Origin of the sequence: Desulfosporosinus sp. OT (genome assembly GCF_000224515.1) — a bacterium.
GTDB lineage: Bacteria > Bacillota > Desulfitobacteriia > Desulfitobacteriales > Desulfitobacteriaceae > Desulfosporosinus.
In genome coordinates this window covers 1-21,764 of the sequence record NZ_AGAF01000071.1, presented here as the reverse complement: position 1 = coordinate 21,764, position 21,764 = coordinate 1, and the positions used below count along the sequence as shown (strand labels likewise).

The 21,764-nt window shown below is 41.4% G+C and carries 18 protein-coding genes and 1 riboswitch; of the genes, 14 read left to right on the top strand and 4 right to left on the bottom strand.

Features of this window, described 5'->3' with window-relative positions; all coding sequences use genetic code 11:
* The first annotated feature begins 21 nt into the window (after positions 1-21).
* Genes glgD through DOT_RS06490 form a run of 3 tightly spaced genes read left to right on the top strand, consistent with a single transcriptional unit; the run spans position 22 to position 6,052 of the window.
* Positions 22-1,143, top strand: coding sequence for a glucose-1-phosphate adenylyltransferase subunit GlgD (glgD, locus tag DOT_RS06500; RefSeq protein ID WP_040411426.1), 1,122 nt, complete (start codon positions 22-24; stop codon positions 1,141-1,143).
* Positions 1,144-1,163: 20 nt separating this feature from the next.
* Complete coding sequence (gene glgA, locus DOT_RS06495) at positions 1,164-2,591, top strand: glycogen synthase GlgA (protein ID WP_009615794.1); 1,428 nt, start codon at positions 1,164-1,166, stop codon at positions 2,589-2,591.
* Positions 2,588-6,052 (top strand): bifunctional glycogen debranching protein GlgX/4-alpha-glucanotransferase, encoded by a 3,465-nt coding sequence (locus tag DOT_RS06490; RefSeq protein ID WP_040411424.1) that lies wholly within the window; start codon positions 2,588-2,590, stop codon positions 6,050-6,052. The genes glgA and DOT_RS06490 overlap by 4 nt, the downstream gene beginning before the upstream one ends.
* Before the next feature lie 114 nt (positions 6,053-6,166).
* Here DOT_RS06490 and DOT_RS32290 read toward each other — a convergent pair whose 3' ends face one another.
* The gene (locus DOT_RS32290; RefSeq protein WP_009615789.1) at positions 6,167-6,301 is read right to left on the bottom strand and encodes a hypothetical protein; all 135 of its coding nucleotides are present in this window, start codon (positions 6,299-6,301) and stop codon (positions 6,167-6,169) included.
* A gap of 100 nt (positions 6,302-6,401) precedes the next feature.
* On the bottom strand, positions 6,402-6,965 hold the full coding sequence (locus tag DOT_RS06485; protein WP_242833784.1) for a DUF1638 domain-containing protein: 564 nt from the start codon (positions 6,963-6,965) through the stop codon (positions 6,402-6,404).
* 279 nt (positions 6,966-7,244) lie between these two features.
* Between DOT_RS06485 and DOT_RS06480 the strand changes: the two genes are divergently transcribed.
* The 3 genes from DOT_RS06480 to chrA are packed head-to-tail and all read left to right on the top strand — an operon-like array spanning position 7,245 to position 9,787.
* On the top strand, positions 7,245-7,634 hold the full coding sequence (locus DOT_RS06480) for a PadR family transcriptional regulator (RefSeq protein ID WP_009615785.1): 390 nt from the start codon (positions 7,245-7,247) through the stop codon (positions 7,632-7,634).
* Positions 7,631-8,470, top strand: a complete 840-nt coding sequence (locus DOT_RS06475) for an extracellular solute-binding protein (protein ID WP_009615783.1) — start codon at positions 7,631-7,633, stop codon at positions 8,468-8,470. The genes DOT_RS06480 and DOT_RS06475 overlap by 4 nt, the downstream gene beginning before the upstream one ends.
* Positions 8,471-8,524: 54 nt before the next feature.
* Positions 8,525-9,787: a chromate efflux transporter gene (gene chrA, locus DOT_RS06470; RefSeq protein ID WP_009615781.1), complete on the top strand. Its 1,263-nt coding sequence runs from the start codon at positions 8,525-8,527 to the stop codon at positions 9,785-9,787.
* A 79-nt stretch (positions 9,788-9,866) separates the two neighbouring features.
* Here the strand turns inward: chrA and DOT_RS30995 are convergent, their stop codons facing one another.
* Entirely contained in the window at positions 9,867-10,034 is a 168-nt protein-coding gene (locus DOT_RS30995) for a hypothetical protein (protein WP_009615779.1), read from the bottom strand.
* A gap of 335 nt (positions 10,035-10,369) precedes the next feature.
* Positions 10,370-10,543 carry a DUF1540 domain-containing protein gene (locus DOT_RS28460; protein WP_009615775.1) on the bottom strand — a complete coding sequence of 58 codons (174 nt, stop codon included), beginning with the start codon at positions 10,541-10,543 and terminating at the stop codon, positions 10,370-10,372.
* A 180-nt stretch (positions 10,544-10,723) separates the two neighbouring features.
* On the opposite strand from DOT_RS28460, the gene DOT_RS06460 reads away from it, so the two are divergent.
* The 8 genes from DOT_RS06460 to DOT_RS06425 all read left to right on the top strand — a co-directional run.
* Positions 10,724-10,999, top strand: coding sequence for a hypothetical protein (locus DOT_RS06460; protein WP_009615773.1), 276 nt, complete (start codon positions 10,724-10,726; stop codon positions 10,997-10,999).
* A 43-nt stretch (positions 11,000-11,042) separates the two neighbouring features.
* Positions 11,043-11,861, top strand: coding sequence for a flavodoxin family protein (locus tag DOT_RS06455; protein ID WP_009615771.1), 819 nt, complete (start codon positions 11,043-11,045; stop codon positions 11,859-11,861).
* A gap of 506 nt (positions 11,862-12,367) precedes the next feature.
* Positions 12,368-12,904, top strand: a complete 537-nt coding sequence (gene nuoE / locus DOT_RS06450) for an NADH-quinone oxidoreductase subunit NuoE (RefSeq protein ID WP_009615767.1) — start codon at positions 12,368-12,370, stop codon at positions 12,902-12,904.
* A complete protein-coding gene (locus DOT_RS06445; protein ID WP_009615765.1) occupies positions 12,894-14,648 on the top strand; it encodes an NADH-quinone oxidoreductase subunit NuoF in 1,755 nt (584 codons plus the stop codon). Before nuoE ends, DOT_RS06445 begins: the two co-directional genes overlap by 11 nt.
* Before the next feature lie 23 nt (positions 14,649-14,671).
* Entirely contained in the window at positions 14,672-18,271 is a 3,600-nt protein-coding gene (locus DOT_RS06440) for an FAD-dependent oxidoreductase (RefSeq protein WP_040411438.1), read from the top strand.
* A gap of 172 nt (positions 18,272-18,443) precedes the next feature.
* Positions 18,444-19,571: a cobalt-precorrin-5B (C(1))-methyltransferase CbiD gene (gene cbiD / locus DOT_RS06435; protein WP_009615761.1), complete on the top strand. Its 1,128-nt coding sequence runs from the start codon at positions 18,444-18,446 to the stop codon at positions 19,569-19,571.
* A 129-nt stretch (positions 19,572-19,700) separates the two neighbouring features.
* Positions 19,701-19,876, top strand: a riboswitch (cobalamin riboswitch).
* A gap of 289 nt (positions 19,877-20,165) precedes the next feature.
* On the top strand, positions 20,166-21,383 hold the full coding sequence (locus DOT_RS06430) for a bifunctional cobalt-precorrin-7 (C(5))-methyltransferase/cobalt-precorrin-6B (C(15))-methyltransferase (protein ID WP_009615759.1): 1,218 nt from the start codon (positions 20,166-20,168) through the stop codon (positions 21,381-21,383).
* Positions 21,380-21,764, top strand: a 385-nt coding sequence (locus tag DOT_RS06425) for a precorrin-2 C(20)-methyltransferase (RefSeq protein WP_009615758.1), incomplete at its 3' end; no start/stop codon positions are given. The genes DOT_RS06430 and DOT_RS06425, both read left to right, overlap by 4 nt.

The window sequence follows — 21,764 nt, the reverse complement described above, 5'->3', positions numbered from 1 at the left end:
TTTCGAAAGGTGGGAGCGATGATGTCAAACGCTATAGGGATTATTTATGCTAATAGCGAAACTGATAACTTGCAAGGGCTTGCATCAGAAAGGCCAATAGCGGCCGTCCCCTTCGGAGGAAGATATCGAATTCTTGATTTCGCGTTATCTAGCATGGTCAACTCCGGAATAAGGACCATTGGATTGGTAACCCCACACCATTATAGACCTCTTCTTGATCACTTGGGAGCTGGTAAAGCTTGGTTTCTAGACCGTAAAGATGGAGGATTGTTTATTTTGCCTGGAGTCTTCCATGGTTTAACAGGGAATAATCATACATTTTGTATTAAAGATTTGGAAAATAATATGGAGTACTTGGACAAAGATTTTGCGGAAAATGTTGTCATTAGTAGTGGCAATCAGATATATAATACAAATTTTAAGAATGCACTTGAATTTCATAACGACAAGCATGCCGACGTAACCTTGATTTATAAAAACATGAATAACTCTAGTAATTTGACAGATGAGATATTTTTGGAAATGGAAAAGGATCACAAAGTATCAACTATTCATAATAAGAAAGGGCAACAAAGGAAAAGTCTTGTTCAATCTTATTTTGTAAATATGTTAATCATACGACGCGCGATTTTGTTGGACATTATTGAAAAGTATAGCTCAATAGGGTGTATTGACTTAATGGATATACTATCTACAAATCTGAAAGTCCTTAAAATCTATGGCAGTCCAACTTGTTCGTTGATTGGAACGATTCGCAAGGTTAAGGATTACTTTGATCGGAGTATGGAGCTATTAGACTTAGAAGTTCGCGGAAGATTATGGTTGGGGGTAGATCAGATCCATACAAAAATTAAGGATAATCCACCCACTCAATACACTTCACAAGCCAAGGTCACCAATTCTTTGATTGCAAGTGGCTGCACTATTGCAGGGGAAGTAGTGAACTCAATTATTTTCCGAGGTGTGATGCTAGAACAGGGATGTAAAATAACTAATAGCATAATCCTGCCGAAATGTCATATTCATGCCAATGCGCAAACTGACTATGCAATTCTCGATAAATCGGTAAAAGTAAATGGAGAAAATATTTTAAAAGGAACTTTACATAACCCTTTGGTTGTCCTCAAAAAAACTGTGATCTAACATTTGAAAGGTGGGAGCATATGAAAATTGTCTTTATGATTACTGAAGCAGATCCTTTCGTTAAAACAGGAGGTCTGGGGGAAGTAGGGGGCTCATTACCAACCTTTTTGCATAAACAGGGTGTTGATGTCCGAGTTATTATGCCGAAATATAGCATCATTGCCGAACATTTTCGCAGAGAGTTTAAACACCTGGCCCATTTTGATGTCCAAGTCGCTTGGCGCAAACAATATTGCGGTTTAGATGAAATTGTTTACCAAGGGGTTCATTATTATTTTATTGACAACGAGTATTACTTTTCGCGACCACGAGTTTATGGGGAATATGATGACGCAGAGCGATTTGCGTTTTTTTCCCGAGCAGCACTGGAAAGCTTAATTCACATACCGGGGTTTAAACCTGATATCATCCATTGTCATGATTGGCATACTGCTTTAATCCCCCTCATGCTCAAAGAATTTTATAACCGAGAGCCCCTTTATTACCCGATAAAAACAGTATTTACGATTCACAACCTTAAATATCAGGGAATTTTCCCGAAGGAAGTTCTTGGGGACATTGTCGGGCTCGGGATGGAGTACTTTAGGGAAGATGCCTTAGAATTTCATGGCGCAATTAATTTTATGAAGGCAGCGCTGATATATGCAGATCGAATTACGACAGTGAGTCCGACTTATGCTCAGGAAATCCAGAATTCTTATTATGGGGAAAACCTCGATGGGCTTTTAAGAAAGCGAAGCGAATTTTTGATGGGTATCTTAAATGGTATTGACTATCAAGTCTATGATCCCTATAAGGACCCCTATCTTGTCATGCCATACAACAATTTTCCGCTGGCCAAAGCAGAAAACAAAAAGCACTTACAGAGTATTTTTGGACTACCGGTTCTCGGTGATAGCGCAATAATTGGGATGGTATCGCGACTCGTAGATCAGAAAGGTCTGGATCTCTTGTCCTACGTTATAGAAGAAATACTTGAGCTAGATGTTCAAATCGTTATCCTCGGCACGGGAGAAATTCAATATGAAAGAATGTTACGCTATTTCGCCTCAAAATATCCTGAGAAGCTGGCGATAAGATTAGAGTTTTCAGATGAATTGGCGCATCAAATATATGCAGGAGCGGACATGTTTCTAATGCCCTCCCGTTTTGAACCCTGTGGGATTTCTCAGATGATCGCCATGCGCTATGGAACGATTCCTATTGTTCGAGAAACCGGAGGCTTAAAGGACACTGTTATGCCCTATAATGAACTAAATGGCACTGGAAACGGATTTAGTTTTCTAAATTATAATGCTCATGAATTACTATTTACAGTACAGCATGCCTTGAAATTATATCAAGAAGAGCAACTATGGAACAATTTACGTCAGAATGCCTTAACAAGCGATTTCGGTTGGGACAGATCCGCCAATGCTTATATCGAAATCTATGAATCATTATTATGATAGAGTTCAATGCGTATCATAATTCTCACGATTTATTTTACCGTGAACCGTTTGGTGCTGTCATGTGTGGACAGCGGATAACCTTCCGTTTAAAGACTTTTTCGACAGTCCCAATTGAGACCTGCGTTCTTCGTCTTTGGGAAACAGACCGGGAAATCCCTATATCCATGAATCAAACGCCTACACCTATTGAGGATAAGAGACTATTCGAGGTTGAATACAAAGTACCTGATAACCCCGGGCTGATCTGGTACTATTTTGAGATTTGCTTAGGAGAGCAAACTTATCTGTATGGAAATAACCCGGAAAGACTGGGCGGTACAGGACAACTTTGGGAGCAAGAACCTCCTTCGTATCAAATTACAGTGTTTAAGCCCGTTGAGGTGCCTAAGTGGTATAAACAAGGGACGATGTATCAAATCTTTGTCGACCGATTTTATTGCGCGCACGAAAACAAATTCACTATCTATCCACGAAAAAATGCCCTCTTGCATGCTAATTGGTCCGATCCGCCGATCTATATTAAGGACGAGCTGGGGCGAGTGACTGATTGGGACTTTTTTGGGGGAACCCTGCAAGGAGTCCTAGAAAAATTGCCCTACTTTAAAGAATTAGGCATAAGCATACTCTATTTTAATCCTATTTTTGAAGCCTCGAGTAATCATAAGTATGACACAGCCGATTATCACCGGATTGATCCCATGTACGGAGATGATGCGGTCTTTAAACAACTGATCGACACAGCCCGACACTATGGGATCTCAATTATCCTAGATGGTGTCTTCAGTCATACCGGGAGTGACAGTGTCTATTTTAATAAATATGGCAATTATCAAAGCTTAGGGGCTTATCAATCGATTGACTCTCCCTATTATAATTGGTATCAGTTTAAACCAGATCATCAAGAGTATCAATCATGGTGGGGTGTCGATTCCCTACCTGAGGTCAACGAAATGAACCCTTCTTATCGACAGTTTATTTATGGTTCAGAAGAAAGTGTTATTAATAAGTGGCTAAACATGGGGGTTGCTGGGTGGCGGTTGGATGTTGCTGATGAGCTTCCAGACGAGTTTATTCAGGAACTTCGGCAAGCGATTAAACGTATTTGCTCCAATGCAGTTCTGATCGGGGAAGTATGGGAAGATGCTTCCAATAAAATAAGCTATGCTAAACAACGCGAATACTTTTTTGGAAATGAACTGGATGGGACGATGAACTATCCTTTCCGCACCAGCTTTCTGCAATTTATTCTCGGACAAAGTGATTCCTGTCTCCTTCATCAAAAAGTTATGAGTTTGTATGAAAATTATCCCCGCGAGAATTTCTATGCAGCCATGAACCTTATCGGAAGTCATGATACGACACGAATCTTGACTCTTTTAGGAGCTGCTCCGCCAGAACAAAGTTTGTCAGTTACGGAGCAGAGGAACTTCAAACTTTCTAATTTTGCCCGAAAATTGGCTGTGCAACGGCTTAAAATTTTAAGTTTAGTGCAAATGACCTTTCCTGGAGTTCCTTGTATCTATTATGGTGATGAAGCAGGCTTGGAAGGGTATCCTGACCCTTATAACCGAGGAACCTATCCCTGGGGTAAGGAAGACCAAGAAATCTTGGATTGGTATCGACGAATCCTACGCCTGCACGCTGAATATGAAGTTTTACAGACAGGTGATTTTGGGTCGTTTTTCTATGAACCAGATGTTTATGGCTTTAGGCGGGTAGGGAACGAGGAAGAAATAATAATCCTCATCAATCGTCATTCCGAGGAAATAAAAATAGTGAATCTCGAGACAGAGCTGACCCATTCCAATTTTGTGATTGACTTAATCAACGGAGAAAAGCTGGCTCCGGAAATATTAAATGCTTTGCCAATCAACTCCCTATGTGGACGAGCTTTATTGAATAGAACTACCTTGCCTAACAATTTGCAACTTCACCGTTCGTGCGGAGTTTTATTGCACATTAGTTCTTTGCCCTCTTCTTGGGGGCTGGGAGATTTCGGGAATGAAGCATATGAGTTTGTTGATTTTTTAGTGGACTCCAAGCAATCTTTATGGCAGGTTTTGCCTTTGAATCCTGCAGGAGTGGGAGATTGTCCCTACCAAAGTGAGTCAGTGTTTGCCGGGAACCCGATGTTTATCAGTCTCGATCACTTGGTCAGGGAAGGACTTTTAAGTTTTGCAGTGACCCATCAAAAATACGAACATATTAAGAGTTTAGGCCTTCGAAAAAGTCTCTTGTCCCTAGCTTTTAAAGAGCTGAAACTTGAATTACTCAATGAAGCCTATCGGCAATTTAAGACTCAACTGGAGTCAATCTCCACAGGATTATCTGGTTCTGAGAAGTCCAGCTATCTTTCATTGGAAAACTATTTGCGCTTTAAATCTAAAACCAAAGAATGGCTTGATGATTATGTTCTCTTCCGGGCCTTAAAGACTCATTTCGGAGATATTCCCTGGTATGACTGGGAACCAGGAATTGCTGCTCGTGAGAAAGATGGGTTGTCTAAGTATTCTTTGCAACTGCTAGAAGAAATGGGTTTCATCCAATTCTTACAATATACCTTTTACTTTCAATGGGATAATTTAAAAACTTACGCCAAATCAAAAGGCGTTCAACTTATTGGCGATATACCTCATTTTGTTGCTGCCGATAGCTGTGATGTATGGGTGAACCGCAGTTTATTTGTGCTGGATAAGTGTGGAAGACCTGCTAAAACGGTAGGTGTACCACCTGACTATTTTAGTAAGACAGGCCAGTTATGGGGAAATCCTGTCTATGACTGGGATGCTATGCACGTTACTCAGTATGATTGGTGGAAAAAGCGAATACAGTTCGGGTTAGAACTGTTTGATTACCTTCGTCTGGATCATTTCCGAGGTTTTGAAGCCTATTGGGAGGTTGATGCCCAAGAAGAAACAGCAGAAAGGGGGCGTTGGATGAAAGGACCAGGGAAACGATTTTTTGAAAGCCTGGTTGAGACATTCGAGAAATGCCCACTAATTGTTGAAGATTTAGGAGTTATAACTACGGAAGTCAATTGTCTGAAACAGATTTTTGGTTTTCCTGGAATAAAGGTCCTTCAGTTCACGCCTCTAGAAAAGATTTCGATGGAGCATGAAACTAATTTTGTCTATTATACTGGAACTCATGATAACAATACTTTGCTGGGTTGGTATGAAAAAAATCATGTGGCAGAAGGAGGGGCCTTGCTCAGCAGCGGTGTGGACCCTGCAGATAGGAACAGAGAAGCGTGTCGCAAATTGATAGAGGAAGTCTATTTGAGCCAAGCAGTGTGGGTAATTACACCAATGCAAGATATTTTGGGATTAGGCGAGAAAGCCAGAATGAATATCCCAGGGACGGTCAATGGAAATTGGCAGTGGCAATTAGATAAAAATCTCGTTACGGATGAAATAAAAAGTTGGCTCTGTACTCAAGTGGAGAAAACAAAGAGATAATAGCCGGACATATTCTTTATCAAGGATCACCTGGAAAAAGGCTCATACCCAGACTTAACTGGTTATGAGCCTTTCAAATAGCGATAGGCATGTAATATCAAAAATGATTCTTTATTATGCTGTCGGAATTGCTTTTGCAGCAGCGACTGCTTTGGCAAGGTAACATTCATCCGAATGTTTATCTCCACATTTAAGACAGAGTTCTGCTAAAGCAGCAATTGCAGTATCTTTTTTAGTAGCGTCAAACATTATTTTCACCTCCTTCGTATCCCATAATTGCCTATTCTAAAGACTGAGTCAGCCCCTGTCTTTAGGACGTAATAAATTTTACGAGGACAGCAGTTTGAATTTAGGTGGATTCAATATCAAGAAGCTTTTTAAGTTCTAGTTCTAGATTATCTAAGGAGATTGGGTACAGTTCGATAGGTACTTGGGTAAATTCAAAGAATTCTAACATATCCATGTCGTCAATAGGGGTTCCCAAGTCAAGCAATAGTATTTTGTCATAGAAACCAAAATTTTGCCTGCCATCAATCTCATCCCAACCTAGCCCGGTTATGAAAATCTCTTTCCATTTCTCTAACCAGCCGCTCGTGATATAGAAAATATTGGCTTCCTTATCTAACTCTTTCATCTTATCTCCAAGAAGGAGATCTAAACAATTACACCTTGATACAATTTGCCCATCGTATTCTTGAGAAATCAATTCCATGTCAGGGTGACATTTATTCCCTACTAGAATAATAGGCTTACCAATGTGGCTAGTTTCATCGAGTCTTCGACGGACAGCCTCTTCTAAGCGATCTAAATTAACATGCAGTGCTGCATCTATAAAAACTGTCTTGTTTTGTAAGCCCATTTTTTTCATAACTTGTTCAATTTCATTCTCAAGCATTGAACAGCCGACAAACACTTTTTCCAATCATACCACCTCCTTATATGATGTAATGTACAAGTTAAGTCTATATCCTATTGACAAAAAAATCTGTTAAATACTTTACAAAAAAAGGGGTTATAACAAACTTATTCTAGTTTGTTATAACCCTTTTTGGCGATTAAGGCTGCCGCCTTCGCCTAGGCTTAGTAATAATTCCAAGGATTTCTGGGCTGATGAGGAGGATAATAGTTATAGATGTAGAATAAAGATATAATAAATCTATGTGCATGGTGACAATAGCTGAGGTGTAAACATATGAATGCAGAAATCTTAAGTAAATTTGAGTTGACTATTCCTATAGAACGTTCTATCCAAGCTGAACTACTGCTCCTGTTAGGGCAAAAGCCATCTCATGGGTATGAATTAATTCAACGCTTGAATGAAACTGATTTTAGAACCGGCGAAGCAGACACAGCAACCGTGTACCGAAACCTAAGGCGTATGGATAAAGATGGGTTAATTAAATCCCATTGGGAAGTCGGCGAGTCAGGCCCCGGTAGGCGACTTTACGAATTGACTCCTCATGGAGAAGAGTCTCTAAAGGTATGGGCCAAGTATCTAACTCGACACAAAGCAAAGTTAGAGAATTTTTTACGAGCCTATTTCCAGTTTGAAGAATCACTGTTCGAAAAGAAAGGGGGGTGAAGATCATCAAAGATTCTAATAAAACTAAACCCTTTAGAATTATTCATGCAGGTGCATTAGAGCAAGTTGTAGAGAAATGCTTAGAACAATTTTCAAAACAAAACTCAGGTCTTAAATTTGAGACTAATGCAGTTGGTTCAAGAGAGGCTGCCAAACGGTTATTATCGGGAGAAAAATATGACATCATTGCTTTAGCTGACCAGGCACTATTTGCGGAATTGCTGGTACCCGATCTGGTAGAAAACTACTTTGTTTTTGCTGCTGATCAAATTGTTATTGGCTATGATCGCTCATCAAAGGGCAGCCAGCAGATTACTCAAGAGAATTGGGTGGAAATCTTACTTAAGCCGCAAGTGAGCTTTGCTCGCTCCAACCATCATCTGGATCCCTGCGGTTATAGAACACTCATGGTTTGGCAATTGGCTGAAATAATTTATGACAAGCCAGGTCTGAGCGCAATCATGGAATCCGCTAGTATACCATACTCTGTTTACCCTAAATCATTAGATCTTGCAGGTGCTTTATTTAAGGGAAAGGTTGACTATGCCTTTCTGTATTCCTCGCAGGCTGAACAATTAGGGCTTCCCTATGTCATCCTGCCCTCGAAGATTAATCTCTCTAGTCCCGCTTATGCCAATTTTTATGATCAGGCTGCTGTTTCTGTAGAAAGTAGAATTCCGGGGAAAAATGAAATTATCCATGGTAAACCTATTGAATTTGCTGTTGGAATAGCTAAGAGTACGGGCTATTTAGAATTTGCCAAATCCTTTATTGACCTATTAACTGGAGTGGAAGGCAACCTAATCCTGGAAGAATGTGGTTTCATTCCATGTTAATTAGGCTATTAGCTTAGTGGTAAGACAACGCTTATAAACATAGGAGGTTAACTTATGGAAATAAGAACGGTACGTAAGCTTAACCATTCATCAGAGCCACCCAGGTTAGTGAGTCTCTTAGAGATTGCTAAAACCTTTCTTCACATCGGACTAGTATCTTATAGCTTAGCAGCGCTAGGGGAAGCCAAAAAATCATTGGTCGACAAGAAAAACTGGCTAACAGATGAGGAATACCTAAAAGGCCTGGCTCTTTCACAACTCTTACCCGGGGCACCTTCTGTGAATCTAAACACATATATTGGCTATTTTCTAAGAGGTTTTCCAGGCGCATTAGTAGCTACTATTTTTTTTGTAATTCCATGTTTTGTGGCTATGGTCCTACTTGCCCACCTCTATTTAAACTTTAACGATGTTCCCTTAGTATCATCGTTATTTAAAGGAGTGGGGGCTTTAGTTGTCGGTCTCGTATTAAACACGATTATGGATCTCTGGAAAAAAGGGGTGAATACCCCACAGCTAACGATCTTGGCGGTTACAGGGTTTATAATGGTGTATTTCTTGAAGCTAAATATTACGACTCTTCTTTTCGTTGCAGGCGCGTTCAGTCTAGTGTTTACTTTCCTTACTTATAAATTTTCGCGTTGGAAAGCATTAATGGATCGTAGGTTTTGGATTGCGAAAAAGCCTTCTCCAAAAGCAGTGTCGGTAATTAGGTTTGAGTTCAGTAAGAAAAAGTACGCAACCATGTTAATCATGCTTGCTATTTTACTAACCGTCAATATGACGATTAATTTTAGCAATCCCACCTTTCAAAAACTGGGGAACACTTTATTTGAAATTGGAGGATTGACCTTCGGAAGTGGCTACGTTATGCTGCCGTTCATCCAGGATGCTATGGTGAATCAATTTCACTTTGTCACCGACAAGGAATTTGGCGTTGCTCTGGCCTTAAGCTTACTAACGCCCGGTCCAGTCACAGTCATTTCCGCTTTTGTTGGCTATAAAGTGGCTGGTATCTTCGGAGCGGCCTTAGCAATGGCGAATATGTATTTGCCATCGTTTATCGTGGTATCTATAATTTCAGATCTTTATCGGCGGGCTGGTAATGCTGAACTATTTAAGATGGTGATTAGTGGAATTGTCGCGGCATTTTTCGGAACCCTTTGGGCAGTTCTTTTTAAATTAATGGGTAGTTCTTTAGTTGACTTACCTACTTGTGGACTCGCCTTAGCTGCTTTTGGAGTACAGCGATTAACCAAAGTTGATACTCTTTGGATTATAGTGATTGGAGCAGTAATCTCCTCGTTTATTTTCTAGGAGTTCCTTCTGAATCTGAGACTTAAATTTCAATGGGCTGTCATCTTTTCAGGTGACAGCCCATTAGCCAGATAATATTCTAGAAAATTACTCCTAAAGCGATAAGAATTAAGATTGCAATAGCAATAATACCTACACCGATTCCTGCACCGACGCCGCCACAGGCGGCAACTGGGGCAACTGGAGGACGGCAGCAAGCTCCACCCATTCCACCGTAACCCATTCCACCATAACCCATTCCATACATAGCTATTTCCACCTTTCTAATTTAGAATACTATTCCCATTGCGATAAGCAGAAGAATAATTATAACAACTACAGCGATTCCTGCGCCAAAGCCATATCCTGTTCCACAAGCAGCTCCATCTACGCCACCATATGCCATTTGCATTTCCTCCTTTTCCTGTAGATAATACACAATATGCAAAAATTGTATAAAATGTAACTATATGGTATGTATAAAGAACTATTTAGATTGTCTAGTTGCATTTTCCAAATATATAGTAATGTAGGGAAAAATTTTAAGGCTTGTCTTGCGACAAGCCTTAAAATTTTTATTGTTTAGTTAAACAGGCAATCAAGTTACTCAGGAAGGAAAGTAGCACAATCGGTCATTTCTGTAGAACTAGCGTTAGGAGATTGTACTTCGATTTTGTCTGCATGACAATGATCGCCTGAGCCATAATAATGGCAAGTGTTCACAACACATTTAATCCCGCCGTTTGGTTGAGGCATTTTTTTAGCTTGTCCTGACATGTAAAAACTCCTCCTTTAAATTTAAAATACAAATTATATAGTCTCCAGATTATCAAGTTCTATGAATTCCAGATTATGTAAGATATATTGTGCTTTGAGAATGTTTGTTTTAAAGATTATTGTCCTACAAAAAGCTGATGGCTGTATGATATAATCTATCACCGAGGGGTGATTGATTATATGGATCAACAACAGATTATAAAAACACTCGCCAAAATACTTGAGGCTCAAAATGAGCTCGAGAAAAACCACAACTTGATAAGCAAGAAGTTAGACGAGATGAACAGTAAACAAGAAGCGCTAAGCAAGCAATTAGGCAAAATAGAACTTATCCTTGAAAGTGACCTATTTAAAAAAATTACTGACTTGAAAAATTCACACGAAGAACAAAAAGAAACAACAAGGAGAGTCGATCCTCTGGTTGCATCGGGAAAGAAGTTTAGACACTTTAATTAAAACCTACCAAGGCTTCAGCTAAATTCAAGGAAGGAGCTATAGGATGAAAAAGATCTTAGGATTAGTTGCTTCAAAGCGAAAATTAGGTAATGGTGAAATTTTGGTTAAGGAAGCGGCTAATTCAATTGGTGAAAAATTTCAACTCGAACTCATCCGACTACCTGAGTTGATCCTTCAGCCCTGCAACGCTTGCTATGCTTGCTTAGTTCCAGATCAACGTTGCCCACTTATAGATGATTTATATTTCCTGTTAGATCGCCTGAAAGACGCTGATGGTATTATCTTGTCCTCTCCTTGCTATGCCTTAGGCCCAGCAGCAATCACAAAATTATTTGGAGATCGAATTATTGCCCTTGCTCAACATATCGATGACATCTGGGGAAAGCCATGTGTGATTATCGGTACTGCTGGAATTAAAGGTTGGGATGGATATACTCTATCGGCGCTAATCGCGAACGCACGTCTTATGGGCTTGGACATCAAAGATGCTCACATGTTTATTGGCGCACTGCCGGGGGAAGCTTTGGTAAATCCTGAATCTGTCGAACGCATCCGTACTTTAGGTGAGGCTTTGTTCAGCAAGACTCGAAAACTTGAAGAGGGTCAATGCCCTACATGTTGGTCCGATCTCTGGAAGTTCCCCGAACCAAATCATGCTGTTTGCCCCCTTTGTGGTCAGGAGGCAAACATTAACTTTTTGAAAGATAGAGTACAATGGGATTTTATATCGGTTGGTAAACGTTTTGAAAAAGAAGTCTTAAAAGAGCACTTTCAAGTTTGGCTGAAGACTCAAGTTCAAGAATTTTATGGCCGTCGTAAAGAGTTGTCCGAAATACGAAACCGCTATAAACCAACAAGTTAGCTAACCTTTTTAACATACTATTTATCAATCTTGCTCCAAAGAAAAAATAGACACGCTCTAAACACTGACCAATAGATTAATATTGAAACACAGGTTTTTTGTTAGAGTTAAAATAATGTCCAGCAAGAGGGATATTATGGTACATCTTTTTAATTATTACATAGATGGAAGAATATTATTGCTGTGAGGGAGGATCTCTCTCTTGACATTATGAGATTCTTTCAAATAATCAAACAAATCACCTAAAAAAGCAAAAAAATTATATCCAATCATTGAAAAGTGATGTAAAATATATACATTGGGAAGCGGCAAGGACAAACTTTTTTCTTCGGGCATTTCGGAATTTAATGAATATTCAGACTTTATTGCAACAATAACTTTGTCGTGCCGTATCTTGTAGGTGCTCTCTATTCAATATTTAGTTGTTCCAGTAGTTCGTGAAGAAAGTACCAATTTATTTTTTCCGCAGTGGAATCATAGATCTAGTATTAAAGGAGTGATAATTAGTGTCTTGCGATTGTGAAAAAAAGTTAGAAGCAGAATTCAGTACGAATAAGGTTGATACATCTCTGATGGATGAGGTGATTGACAAGTTTAAGCGTGAAAACGGTAACCTCATTAGCGTGTTACAGGACGCTCAAGAGGCCTATGGCTACCTGCCACTCGATGTTTTAAAGATGATCGCCGATAGGACAGGCAATAAAAGAGCTAAAATATATGGCGTTGCAACGTTCTATTCACAGTTCAGATTAAAACCTCGTGGAAAATATATCATTCTTACTTGTCAAGGAACAGCCTGTCATGTTAATGGTTCTGATGCAATTGCGGAAGCTCTTTGTGAAGAATTAAACATTAAGGTGGGGGATTCCACTAGCGATTGGATGTTCTCGCTTGAAGAAGTTGCCTGTCTTGGATGTTGCAGTCTGGCTCCCGTAATTATGATCAATGGTGAAGCCTTTGGCAATTTGACTCCTAAAAGTGCCAGGAAAATTGTAAAAGATATTTACGCCTCGGAAAAGGGGGTTGCCGTTAATGAAGATTAGAATAGGATTTGGTAGCTGTGGAATTGCAGCAGGAGCAAAAAAGGTTACCGACAAATTTGGACAGATACTTGCAGAAAAGAACTTGAATATTGATGTTTCGGTAACTGGTTGCATTGGCATGTGTTATTATGAACCAATCGTTGACATTATTGATGATAAGGGCGTCTTCACGTATGCGAATGTCACCCCAACTATGGTTGAAGAAATAATTGAGCGACATATTGTTAATGGCGAACCAATTCAAGAGCATATCGTCTCAACAACTCAAGAACCTTATCCCCAGTTAAAAAATCAAGTTAGAATTGTACTGAAAAACTGCGGAATAATTAATCCTGAGAAGATTGAAGACTATACTGAAAATGATGGTTATAAAGCACTTAACAAAGTAGTCAACGAAATGACTCCGGAAACGGTTATTGATGAAATTAAAATTTCGGGACTCAGGGGTAGAGGGGGAGCAGGTTTCCCGACTTGGTTTAAATGGGATGCTGCCAAAAAATCCAAAGGATCGGAAAAATATGTCGTCTGTAACGCTGATGAGGGCGATCCAGGCGCGTTTATGGATAGAAGCGTTCTAGAGGGAGACCCTCATGCAGTGCTTGAAGGTATGATCATTGCCGGTTATGCAATGGAAGCAAATTATGGCTTTATTTATTGCCGTGCGGAATATCCACTTGCTATTGAGCGACTCAAAATAGCGATTCAACAAGCTAGAGATAAAAACTACCTGGGTAAAAATATCCTTGGCTCAGGTTTTGACTTTGACATTGTCATTAAAACTGGGGCAGGGGCCTTTGTTTGCGGCGAAGAGACAGCTTTAATCGCCTCTCTGGAAGGGGAACGGGGTATGCCAAGGCTAAAACCGCCATTCCCGGCTCAATCAGGATATTATGGTAAACCAACCAATATTAACAACGTAGAGACCTTTGCCAATGTGCCTTGGATCTTCCGAAATGGCGGAGCGGCCTTTGCTGCTTATGGCACTAAAACCAGTAAGGGTACCAAGGTATTTGCTCTGGCAGGCAAAATTAAAAACGGGGGACTTGTCGAAGTCCCAATGGGTATGACTTTAAGAGAAGTTATCTATGGCATAGGCGGAGGAATTAAACAAGATAACGAATTTAAAGCTGTTCAAATGGGAGGACCCTCTGGCGGATGTATTCCACGTGCCCTCCTGGATACCCCAGTAGACTATGAATCGATTAATCAAACCGGTGCCATTATGGGATCAGGTGGTATGGTGGTCATGGATGAAGAGACCTGTATGGTTGATATGGCCAGATTCTTCCTGGACTTCACCGTCAAAGAATCCTGTGGCAAATGCACCTACTGTAGAATCGGCACCAAGAGAATGCTTGAGATACTTGATAGAATATGCACAGGAGAGGGAGTGCTTGAGGATCTCAATACTCTTCAGATCCTATGTACCAGCATTAGGGACGGATCACTCTGTGCGCTTGGAGGAACAGCTCCTAATCCGGTTCTTACAACAATTCGCTATTTCAAAGACGAATATCTTGCCCATATTGAAGACAAAAAGTGTCCCGCAAAACAATGTAAGCCTCTATTAACCTACACCATTATTGAAGAGTCTTGCAAAGGATGTACCTTATGTGCGCAGAAATGTCCTGCCCAAGCTATTACGGGTGAATTGAAAAAGGTTCATGAAATTGATCAGTCAAAGTGTGTTAAATGCGGTAACTGTGTAACGGTATGTAAAACTAAGTCTATCGCTGTAGAATAGGAAGGGATGTGACATTGGTGGATATGATAAGAGTTAATATAAATTCTCGAGAATTAACCGGTCAAGCTGGAGATACCATTTTAACGATAGCACTTGCTAATGGAATAGAGATTCCGAACCTCTGTTATGATAATCGGCTGAAGATTTATGGTGCTTGTGGTGTCTGTGTCGTTGAAGTTGATGGTATCCCTAAATTACTAAGAGCGTGCTCAACGACTGCTGTCGATGGCATGATCATCAGAACCGAAACTGAAAGAACGCTAGCCGCACGTAAAGTTGCCTTTGAATTATTAGCCTCAGACCATAGAGGAGATTGCAGACCTCCCTGTGTTACTGCCTGCCCGGCACATACCGATTGTCAAGGGTATGTAGGCTTAATTGCTAATGGTCAGTATGAGGAGGCCATCAAGCTCACAAAAGATGTTATTGCCCTACCTGCCAGTATTGGCAGAATATGCCCCCATCCTTGTGAAACTGAATGTCGACGTCAGAACGTTGATAGCCCTGTCGCCATTGCCGAACTCAAACGATTCCTTGGGGACATTGATATCAGCAACGGAACGTATGTGCCTGAACTAAAACCCCAAAGCGGCAAAAAGGTTGCCATTATTGGCGCCGGTCCGGCAGGGATTTCGTGCGCCTATTTCTTGGCGCGCTATGGCCACCAGGTCGTTATCTATGAGAATCAGCCCTATGCCGGTGGTATGCTCCGCTATGGTATCCCTGAATACCGTTTGCCTAAAGAAATTCTGGATGCTGAAATCAATACTCTCACGAAAATGGGCGTGGAAATCAAATATAACGTCAAACTTGGTGAAGATATCAGCCTTGTCTACCTTAAGAAAATTTATGACGCTGTCTTCGTAGCCATCGGAGCTTGGGAAAGTTCAAGCATGGGCTGTGAAGGGCAAGACATGGAAGGGGTTCTTGGCGGTATAGAGTTCCTGGGTAAGGTTACCAATTCTGAGCCTTTGTATATGGGCAATAACGTTATCGTCGTTGGTGGCGGAAATACTGCTATGGACGTTGCCCGGACGGCTGTAAGGCTTGGAGCTGAGCATGTTCAGGTTATCTATAGAAGAACGAAAGATGAAATGCCTGCGGAAAAGATTGAGATTTTAGAAGCAGAAGAAGAAGGCGTGGAATTCACCTTCCTTGTAGCCCCTGTAGAAATTATCGGAGATGGCACCAGAGCAAAAGCTGTCAGGTGTCAGAAAATGGCTCTTGGTGAACCCGATGCCTCCGGAAGAAGAAGTCCGAAACCAATTCCAGGCGAAGAAGTTACCTTTGAAGCAGACCTCATTCTCTCGGCCATTGGACAGCAAGTTAATGCAAGAAGTATTAAGGAACTTGATGTCGCTAAACGAGGCAACATTAACGTTAATCCCAACACCTTTGAAACGAATATGGCAGGTGTCTTTGCCGGCGGCGAAGCAGCAACTGGTCCCAAAATAGCTATCGCTGCCATCGCTCAAGGAAATAATGCTGCCAAGGTGATTGATAGTTATTTAAATGGTCAAATCATTCCTGTTTCTGAACCTTCTTACATTACGCAAACTGATTTAACTGAGCAGGACTTTGCGCACATCGCCAAACAAGACCGCCAACACGGTTTTGTTGTCGAAGAACAAAAAAGAAAACTCAGCTTTAGCGCAATTTCCGAAACCTTTACTGAAGAAAGTGCTCTTAAAGAAGCTGCCAAATGTCTGGAGTGCGGCTGCCACGATTATTTTGAATGCAAGCTGATTAATTATTTTGGCAAGTACAATATTAATACCAAAGCTATAGTCGGAGAAGTTCATAAACGAGAAGAAGCTCAAACTCATCCGTTTATTGTTCGAAATCCTGATAAGTGCATTTTATGTGGTCAATGCATCAGAGCTTGTGAAGAAAGACTTGGCGTTACAGCTATCGGACTAGAAAAAAGAGGTTTCGATTCCAAGGTCATTACAGAGTTTAATCTGCCTCTTGAGGAAAGTTCATGCATATCTTGCGGCCAGTGTATCGATGTCTGCCCAACGGGAGCATGTATGGAAAAAGCCGCTGTACCAAAGCAAGTGCCGGTTGAATTTGATAATGTAAATTCGGTCTGTAATTATTGTGGTGTTGGCTGTAACATTATTCTCCAATCCAAAGGAAATCTTGTGTTCAAATCTCTTCCTGACAGAACGAAAGACGAAGGGGTCTTATGTGTTAACGGCAGATTTGGCATAGGGTTTGTTAACGATCCAAATAAACTTAAGTCTTCACTGGTCCGCAGAAAAGACAGTACCCTTGAGGTTTCACTTGAAGAAGCCTTAACCCTGACCACGAAGAATCTCCAGTTAATTCAAGGGCAATATGGCAATGATAGTGTTGGAATCCTCGCCTCCCCAAGATTTACAAACGAAGAAGCGTTTATTCTCAAAAAAGTTGCCGCCAAATTAGGGACAACCTTCCTTGGCACAATGGCTGAGAAAGATATTTCAGGAACTGAAAGCGTGCTAGGCTACAATGCTTCTACGAACAGCTATGATGAACTTTTCAGTACTGATTTAATCATTTCCGTCGGGAATATTGCTGAAGATAATCCGGTTATGGGAGTGAAAATCAAGACTGCTGCCCAGAAAAAAGCTAAACTGGTTTCAATCAGTAATGGTACGACAAGAATGGCTGAATATGCTGATGTTTCTCTGAAACTTGATAATAACTTGGACTTCATTAAGTCCTTAGTTAAAGCACTCTTTGACGGTGGGCATGTAAACCAAGCTAATGTTGAAAAGAACGCTGTGAATCTAACTAATCTGAGCGATTATGTTAAGGACGCTCCAGCTTCTGAGGATGCCACTAAGCTCGCCAAAATGTACGGGGAAGCTAAAAAAGCAATCTTCGTTATCGATGACAATATTGTCTCAGCGGATGCTATCAAACTGTTGGCAGATATTGCTGTAATTACTGGCAAGATTGGTAAACCACATAGTGGCATCATCCTGATGCGCTCCAACTGTAATTCCCAAGGATTTATCGATATGGGTGTAAAAGTTCCTGGTATGCAGATTATAGAACAAATCAACGCTGGGAAAATTAAAGCTGCCTTAATTGTTGGCGAAGATCCGGCCGGAACTGATCCAACCCTCGCTGAATCCTTGAAGAAGCTTGATTTTGTGGTAACTCTTGATCTCTTTGAGACAGCTACGACTGCAATTTCAAACATTGTTATTCCTCTTGGCACTTTTGCAGAATCTGCCGGTACGTTTACGAGATCGGATCGAAAGATTCAAACGATTAACCCTGCTATTCAGCCGGTTAATCAAAATACCGTCTTTAGTACTTTGGCGAAGTTAGGGCAATATCTGGATATTAAGATTGAAACTATCAAGCAAGCAACTTTGATGTTATCTTCGGAAGTACCGGAATACAGTGGTTTATATCTCCCACAAAGTCCTGATGCCGCTATCTATACTCCAAATAGCCGCTCAAATCCTTGTGGTTATCAGGTGCTTTGTACTGATGGTTATAACAAGGAAGATAAAAAAGCTGTTATATGTATACCTGAAGGAAACAAAATGTTTGTAGATAAACAAGTTTTTGATACTATTCAAAAGAAATTCCATGTTTATCTAACGGAGAATGGGTTAAAATAAAAGTAATTTTTAAATAATTAGAAATTACAAATAGTGAGTATTGTAGCAGTGTATTATGGTTAATACACTGCTATTCTCTGATGCTGAATAGTATAGGTGAGACTTGACGAAAGGTTGTCGATAGGTAGAATTAATTAAACCTTTAATTAATCTATGGCGGGAGAGGGAAACTATGGCACGAGACAAAGATCGACATACTTGGCGCGAAGGATATACAACCGGAAGTTGTGCTGCTGGTGCTGCTAAAGTAGCCTGCCTGCTGCTCCGAGGAGACAATATACCTGAACAGGTTGATATTCCTCTTCCAAATTCTGCACGTTTAATGCTCCCTATCCAGGGGGGAGAAACTGAATATCCGCTGGCAAAAGCAACCATTCTCAAAAACGGTGGGGATGACGCAGATATCACCCATGGACTTGAGATCCAAGCAGTAGCACGCTTCATTTCACCCCAAGGGGATATACACATCCAAGGCGGTCAGGGGGTGGGGACCGTCACAAAAAAAGGATTAGCCATAGAGGTTGGCAAAAGTGCTATTAATCCGGTACCGAGGCAAATGATCCTTGAAGCGGTAAGGGAGGTTTTCCCTCAAGAAGAACTCGAAATTATTATTGAGGTCCCTTCCGGAGAAGCCACTGCCTTACGTACCCTTAATCCCAGACTGGGGATTATCGGAGGGATTTCTATCCTGGGGACAAGTGGGATTGTCCGACCAATGTCTGAGGAAGCCTTTAAAACCTCTATCCTACCGGAATTAGATCAAGCCGTAGCTTATGGGCATAAATCTATAGTTCTTACCCCCGGGCACTATGGATTTAGAGTCGCGACAGAGCGGTTTAAGGTCCCGAGCGAAGCAGTGATCCAGATGAGTAACTTTGTAGGTTTCCTTTTGGAAGAAGCGGCCTACCGAGGGATTGAAAAAGTTATATTACTTGGGCATATCGGGAAGTTGATCAAAGTATCTGGAGGCATTTTTCATACACATAATCGTGTAGCTGATGCCCGAATGGAAATCCTAGTAGCGCACGCCGCACTTGCTGGAATTAAGATGGACACTTTAGCTCGTCTTGCCGAATTACCAACAACTGAAGGGGCCGCCTCGGAGCTCTTGCTACTTGGAGAACAAAGGTTATTTCATCATTTGGCGCGTTTAGCCAGTGAACGGGCCCAGGCTTTCACCTTTGGGCGCCTAGTTGTTGGCACGGTTATGACGTTATTAAATGGCCAACCGATTGGTTGGGATTCAGCAGCTCGCAAAATAGTCGAAGAGCAAGGTTGGAAGTGGTCAATTGAGCCCTAACTTTAATCGCGTGAAAATTCCAATGTAAACATTCTAAGTATTTTTTTGAAAAATTCCTTTAGTAAAGAAGGAATTGCATAAATAAAGGTCGAATATCTGACTATACGTCGAATGAAAGTATTTTCAATTAAATATGAATATTCTTAAGGTTCCTCTGCAATTGAGGATCTTAAAGGGGAAGTCGGTGAAAATCCGACGCGGTCCCGCCACTGTAAACAAGGAGTTCTCTTCAAGATTAAAGCTGGGAAGAGGAAGAGAACGATGACTTGAAGCCAGGAAACCTTGCCTTAAGAAACATCACTGACCTACGGGCGATAGGAAATGTGTGTGTTTATTAGGGTAAACCATACGAGCCGCTCGGGCTCGTTTTTTATTTACATACTATAAATTCGCTTACTTCCCAGTTGCAGTCAACAATATAACAAAGAACACCGCTCTATGCCATCCATGGCAGTGTTCTAACCTCGGACGTCCTGTCCGAGTCATGGCGGTGTTCAAACCTCGGACGTCCAGTCCGAGTCATGACGATGCTCTAACCTCGAACGTCCTGTTCGAGTCTTGAACAAGCCATCAAACTTAGGAAGAGGGGAATGTATGTTACAGGTGATCGGTATCGGTCCTGGAAAGCTTGAATGGTTGCCACCAGCAATCACTGAACTTGTAAAGCACTGCGATGTCTTGATCGGAGGATCTAGAGCCCTCAAGCTCTTTCCCGATTTTTCGGGATATAAATCTTGTATAACCGGTAACCTTACACCTAGTCTTGCTGTTATCAAAGATGCTCTGCTGGACAAAAAAGTGGTTGGGGTCCTTGTCTCAGGCGATCCAGGATTCTTTAGTTTTTTGCCTATGCTGCGCAGGGAATTTCCTGAGGAGAGGATAGATGTCTACCCCGGAATTAGTTCACTGCAATTCGCCTTTGCCAGAGCCGGGCTTGCCTGGCAAGATGCGGCTTTTGTTAGTGTTCATGGTCGAGAATTGTCTGTATTGCCCCGGTTGTTAAAACGACCGACGGCGGTTTTGACGGGGGGTGAAAATACCCCTCAGAAAATTGCTCAATTCTATTTGGAACGGGGCGATAACCCTCTTATTTCTATCGGTAATGCCCTAGGGTATCCTGAGGAGATCTGGGAAACAATGGATGCCCAACATTTAGCCCAGGAAACGAAGTTATTGAAAAATGCCATCATCATTCTGTATCCTACTTTAGAGCAGGAAGTCAAGCAAGGTACTGGATGCAGAATTGGGATCCCCGATCAAGAGTTCCTGCGCGGTAAAGTTCCCATGACGAAGGCTGAAATTCGAGTCCAAGTACTCGCTAAAGCCCAAATTTCGTTATTTGACCGCGTGGTGGATATTGGGGCTGGTACCGGGAGTATCAGCATTGAAGCAGCGGCCCTTGCCGCCGAAGGCGTTGTCTACGCTATTGAGCATAACCCGGAAGCTCAAGAACTTATTCTTGCTAACCAACGAAAGTTTGGCATCTCCAATATTCGTTTGATTTCTGGGGCAGCACCAGATGTTTTTGATCAACTTCCACCAATCGATGTCTGTATCATTGGCGGAAGCAATGGGCGCTTGGCGGAAATCTTAAAGCAAGTACCCCTGGTTGATGGGGGAAGAGTCGTGATCACGGCAGTGACCATCGAAACCGTGGCTCAAGGATTGAAACTGCTTAACGAGTTGCATTATCAGGAAATCGATACCGTCTCTATACAAGCGGTCCGCTGGAATGCGATTCACTCCCTGCACATGGCCCAAGCAATGAATCCGGTCTTTATACTATCAGCGCGAAAAGGAGAAAAAGCATGAATACAACGTGGGGAAAATTATATGGGGTCGGGGTTGGCCCCGGTGATCCGCGTCATTTAACATTACTTGCCGTTGAAGTTTTGCAAACGGTCGATATCGTAGCTATCCCTAAATCTAAGATGGAGCGAGAAAGCGTGGCCTGGGATATTGCCAAAGTTCACTGCCCGGCAAACGTCCGTCTGATTGAGCTGGAAATGCCCATGACTTCAGATCAACAGGTTTTGGCAAAAGCTTGGCAAGATGGAGCCCAAACGCTCCTCGGTGAACTGAAACAGGGAAAATCTGTTGCCTTCATAACCTTGGGAGATCCTTCACTCTATAGTACTTACAGTTACCTACTTAACATTCTCCAAGAAGAATTACCCCCTGAGTGCATTGCAA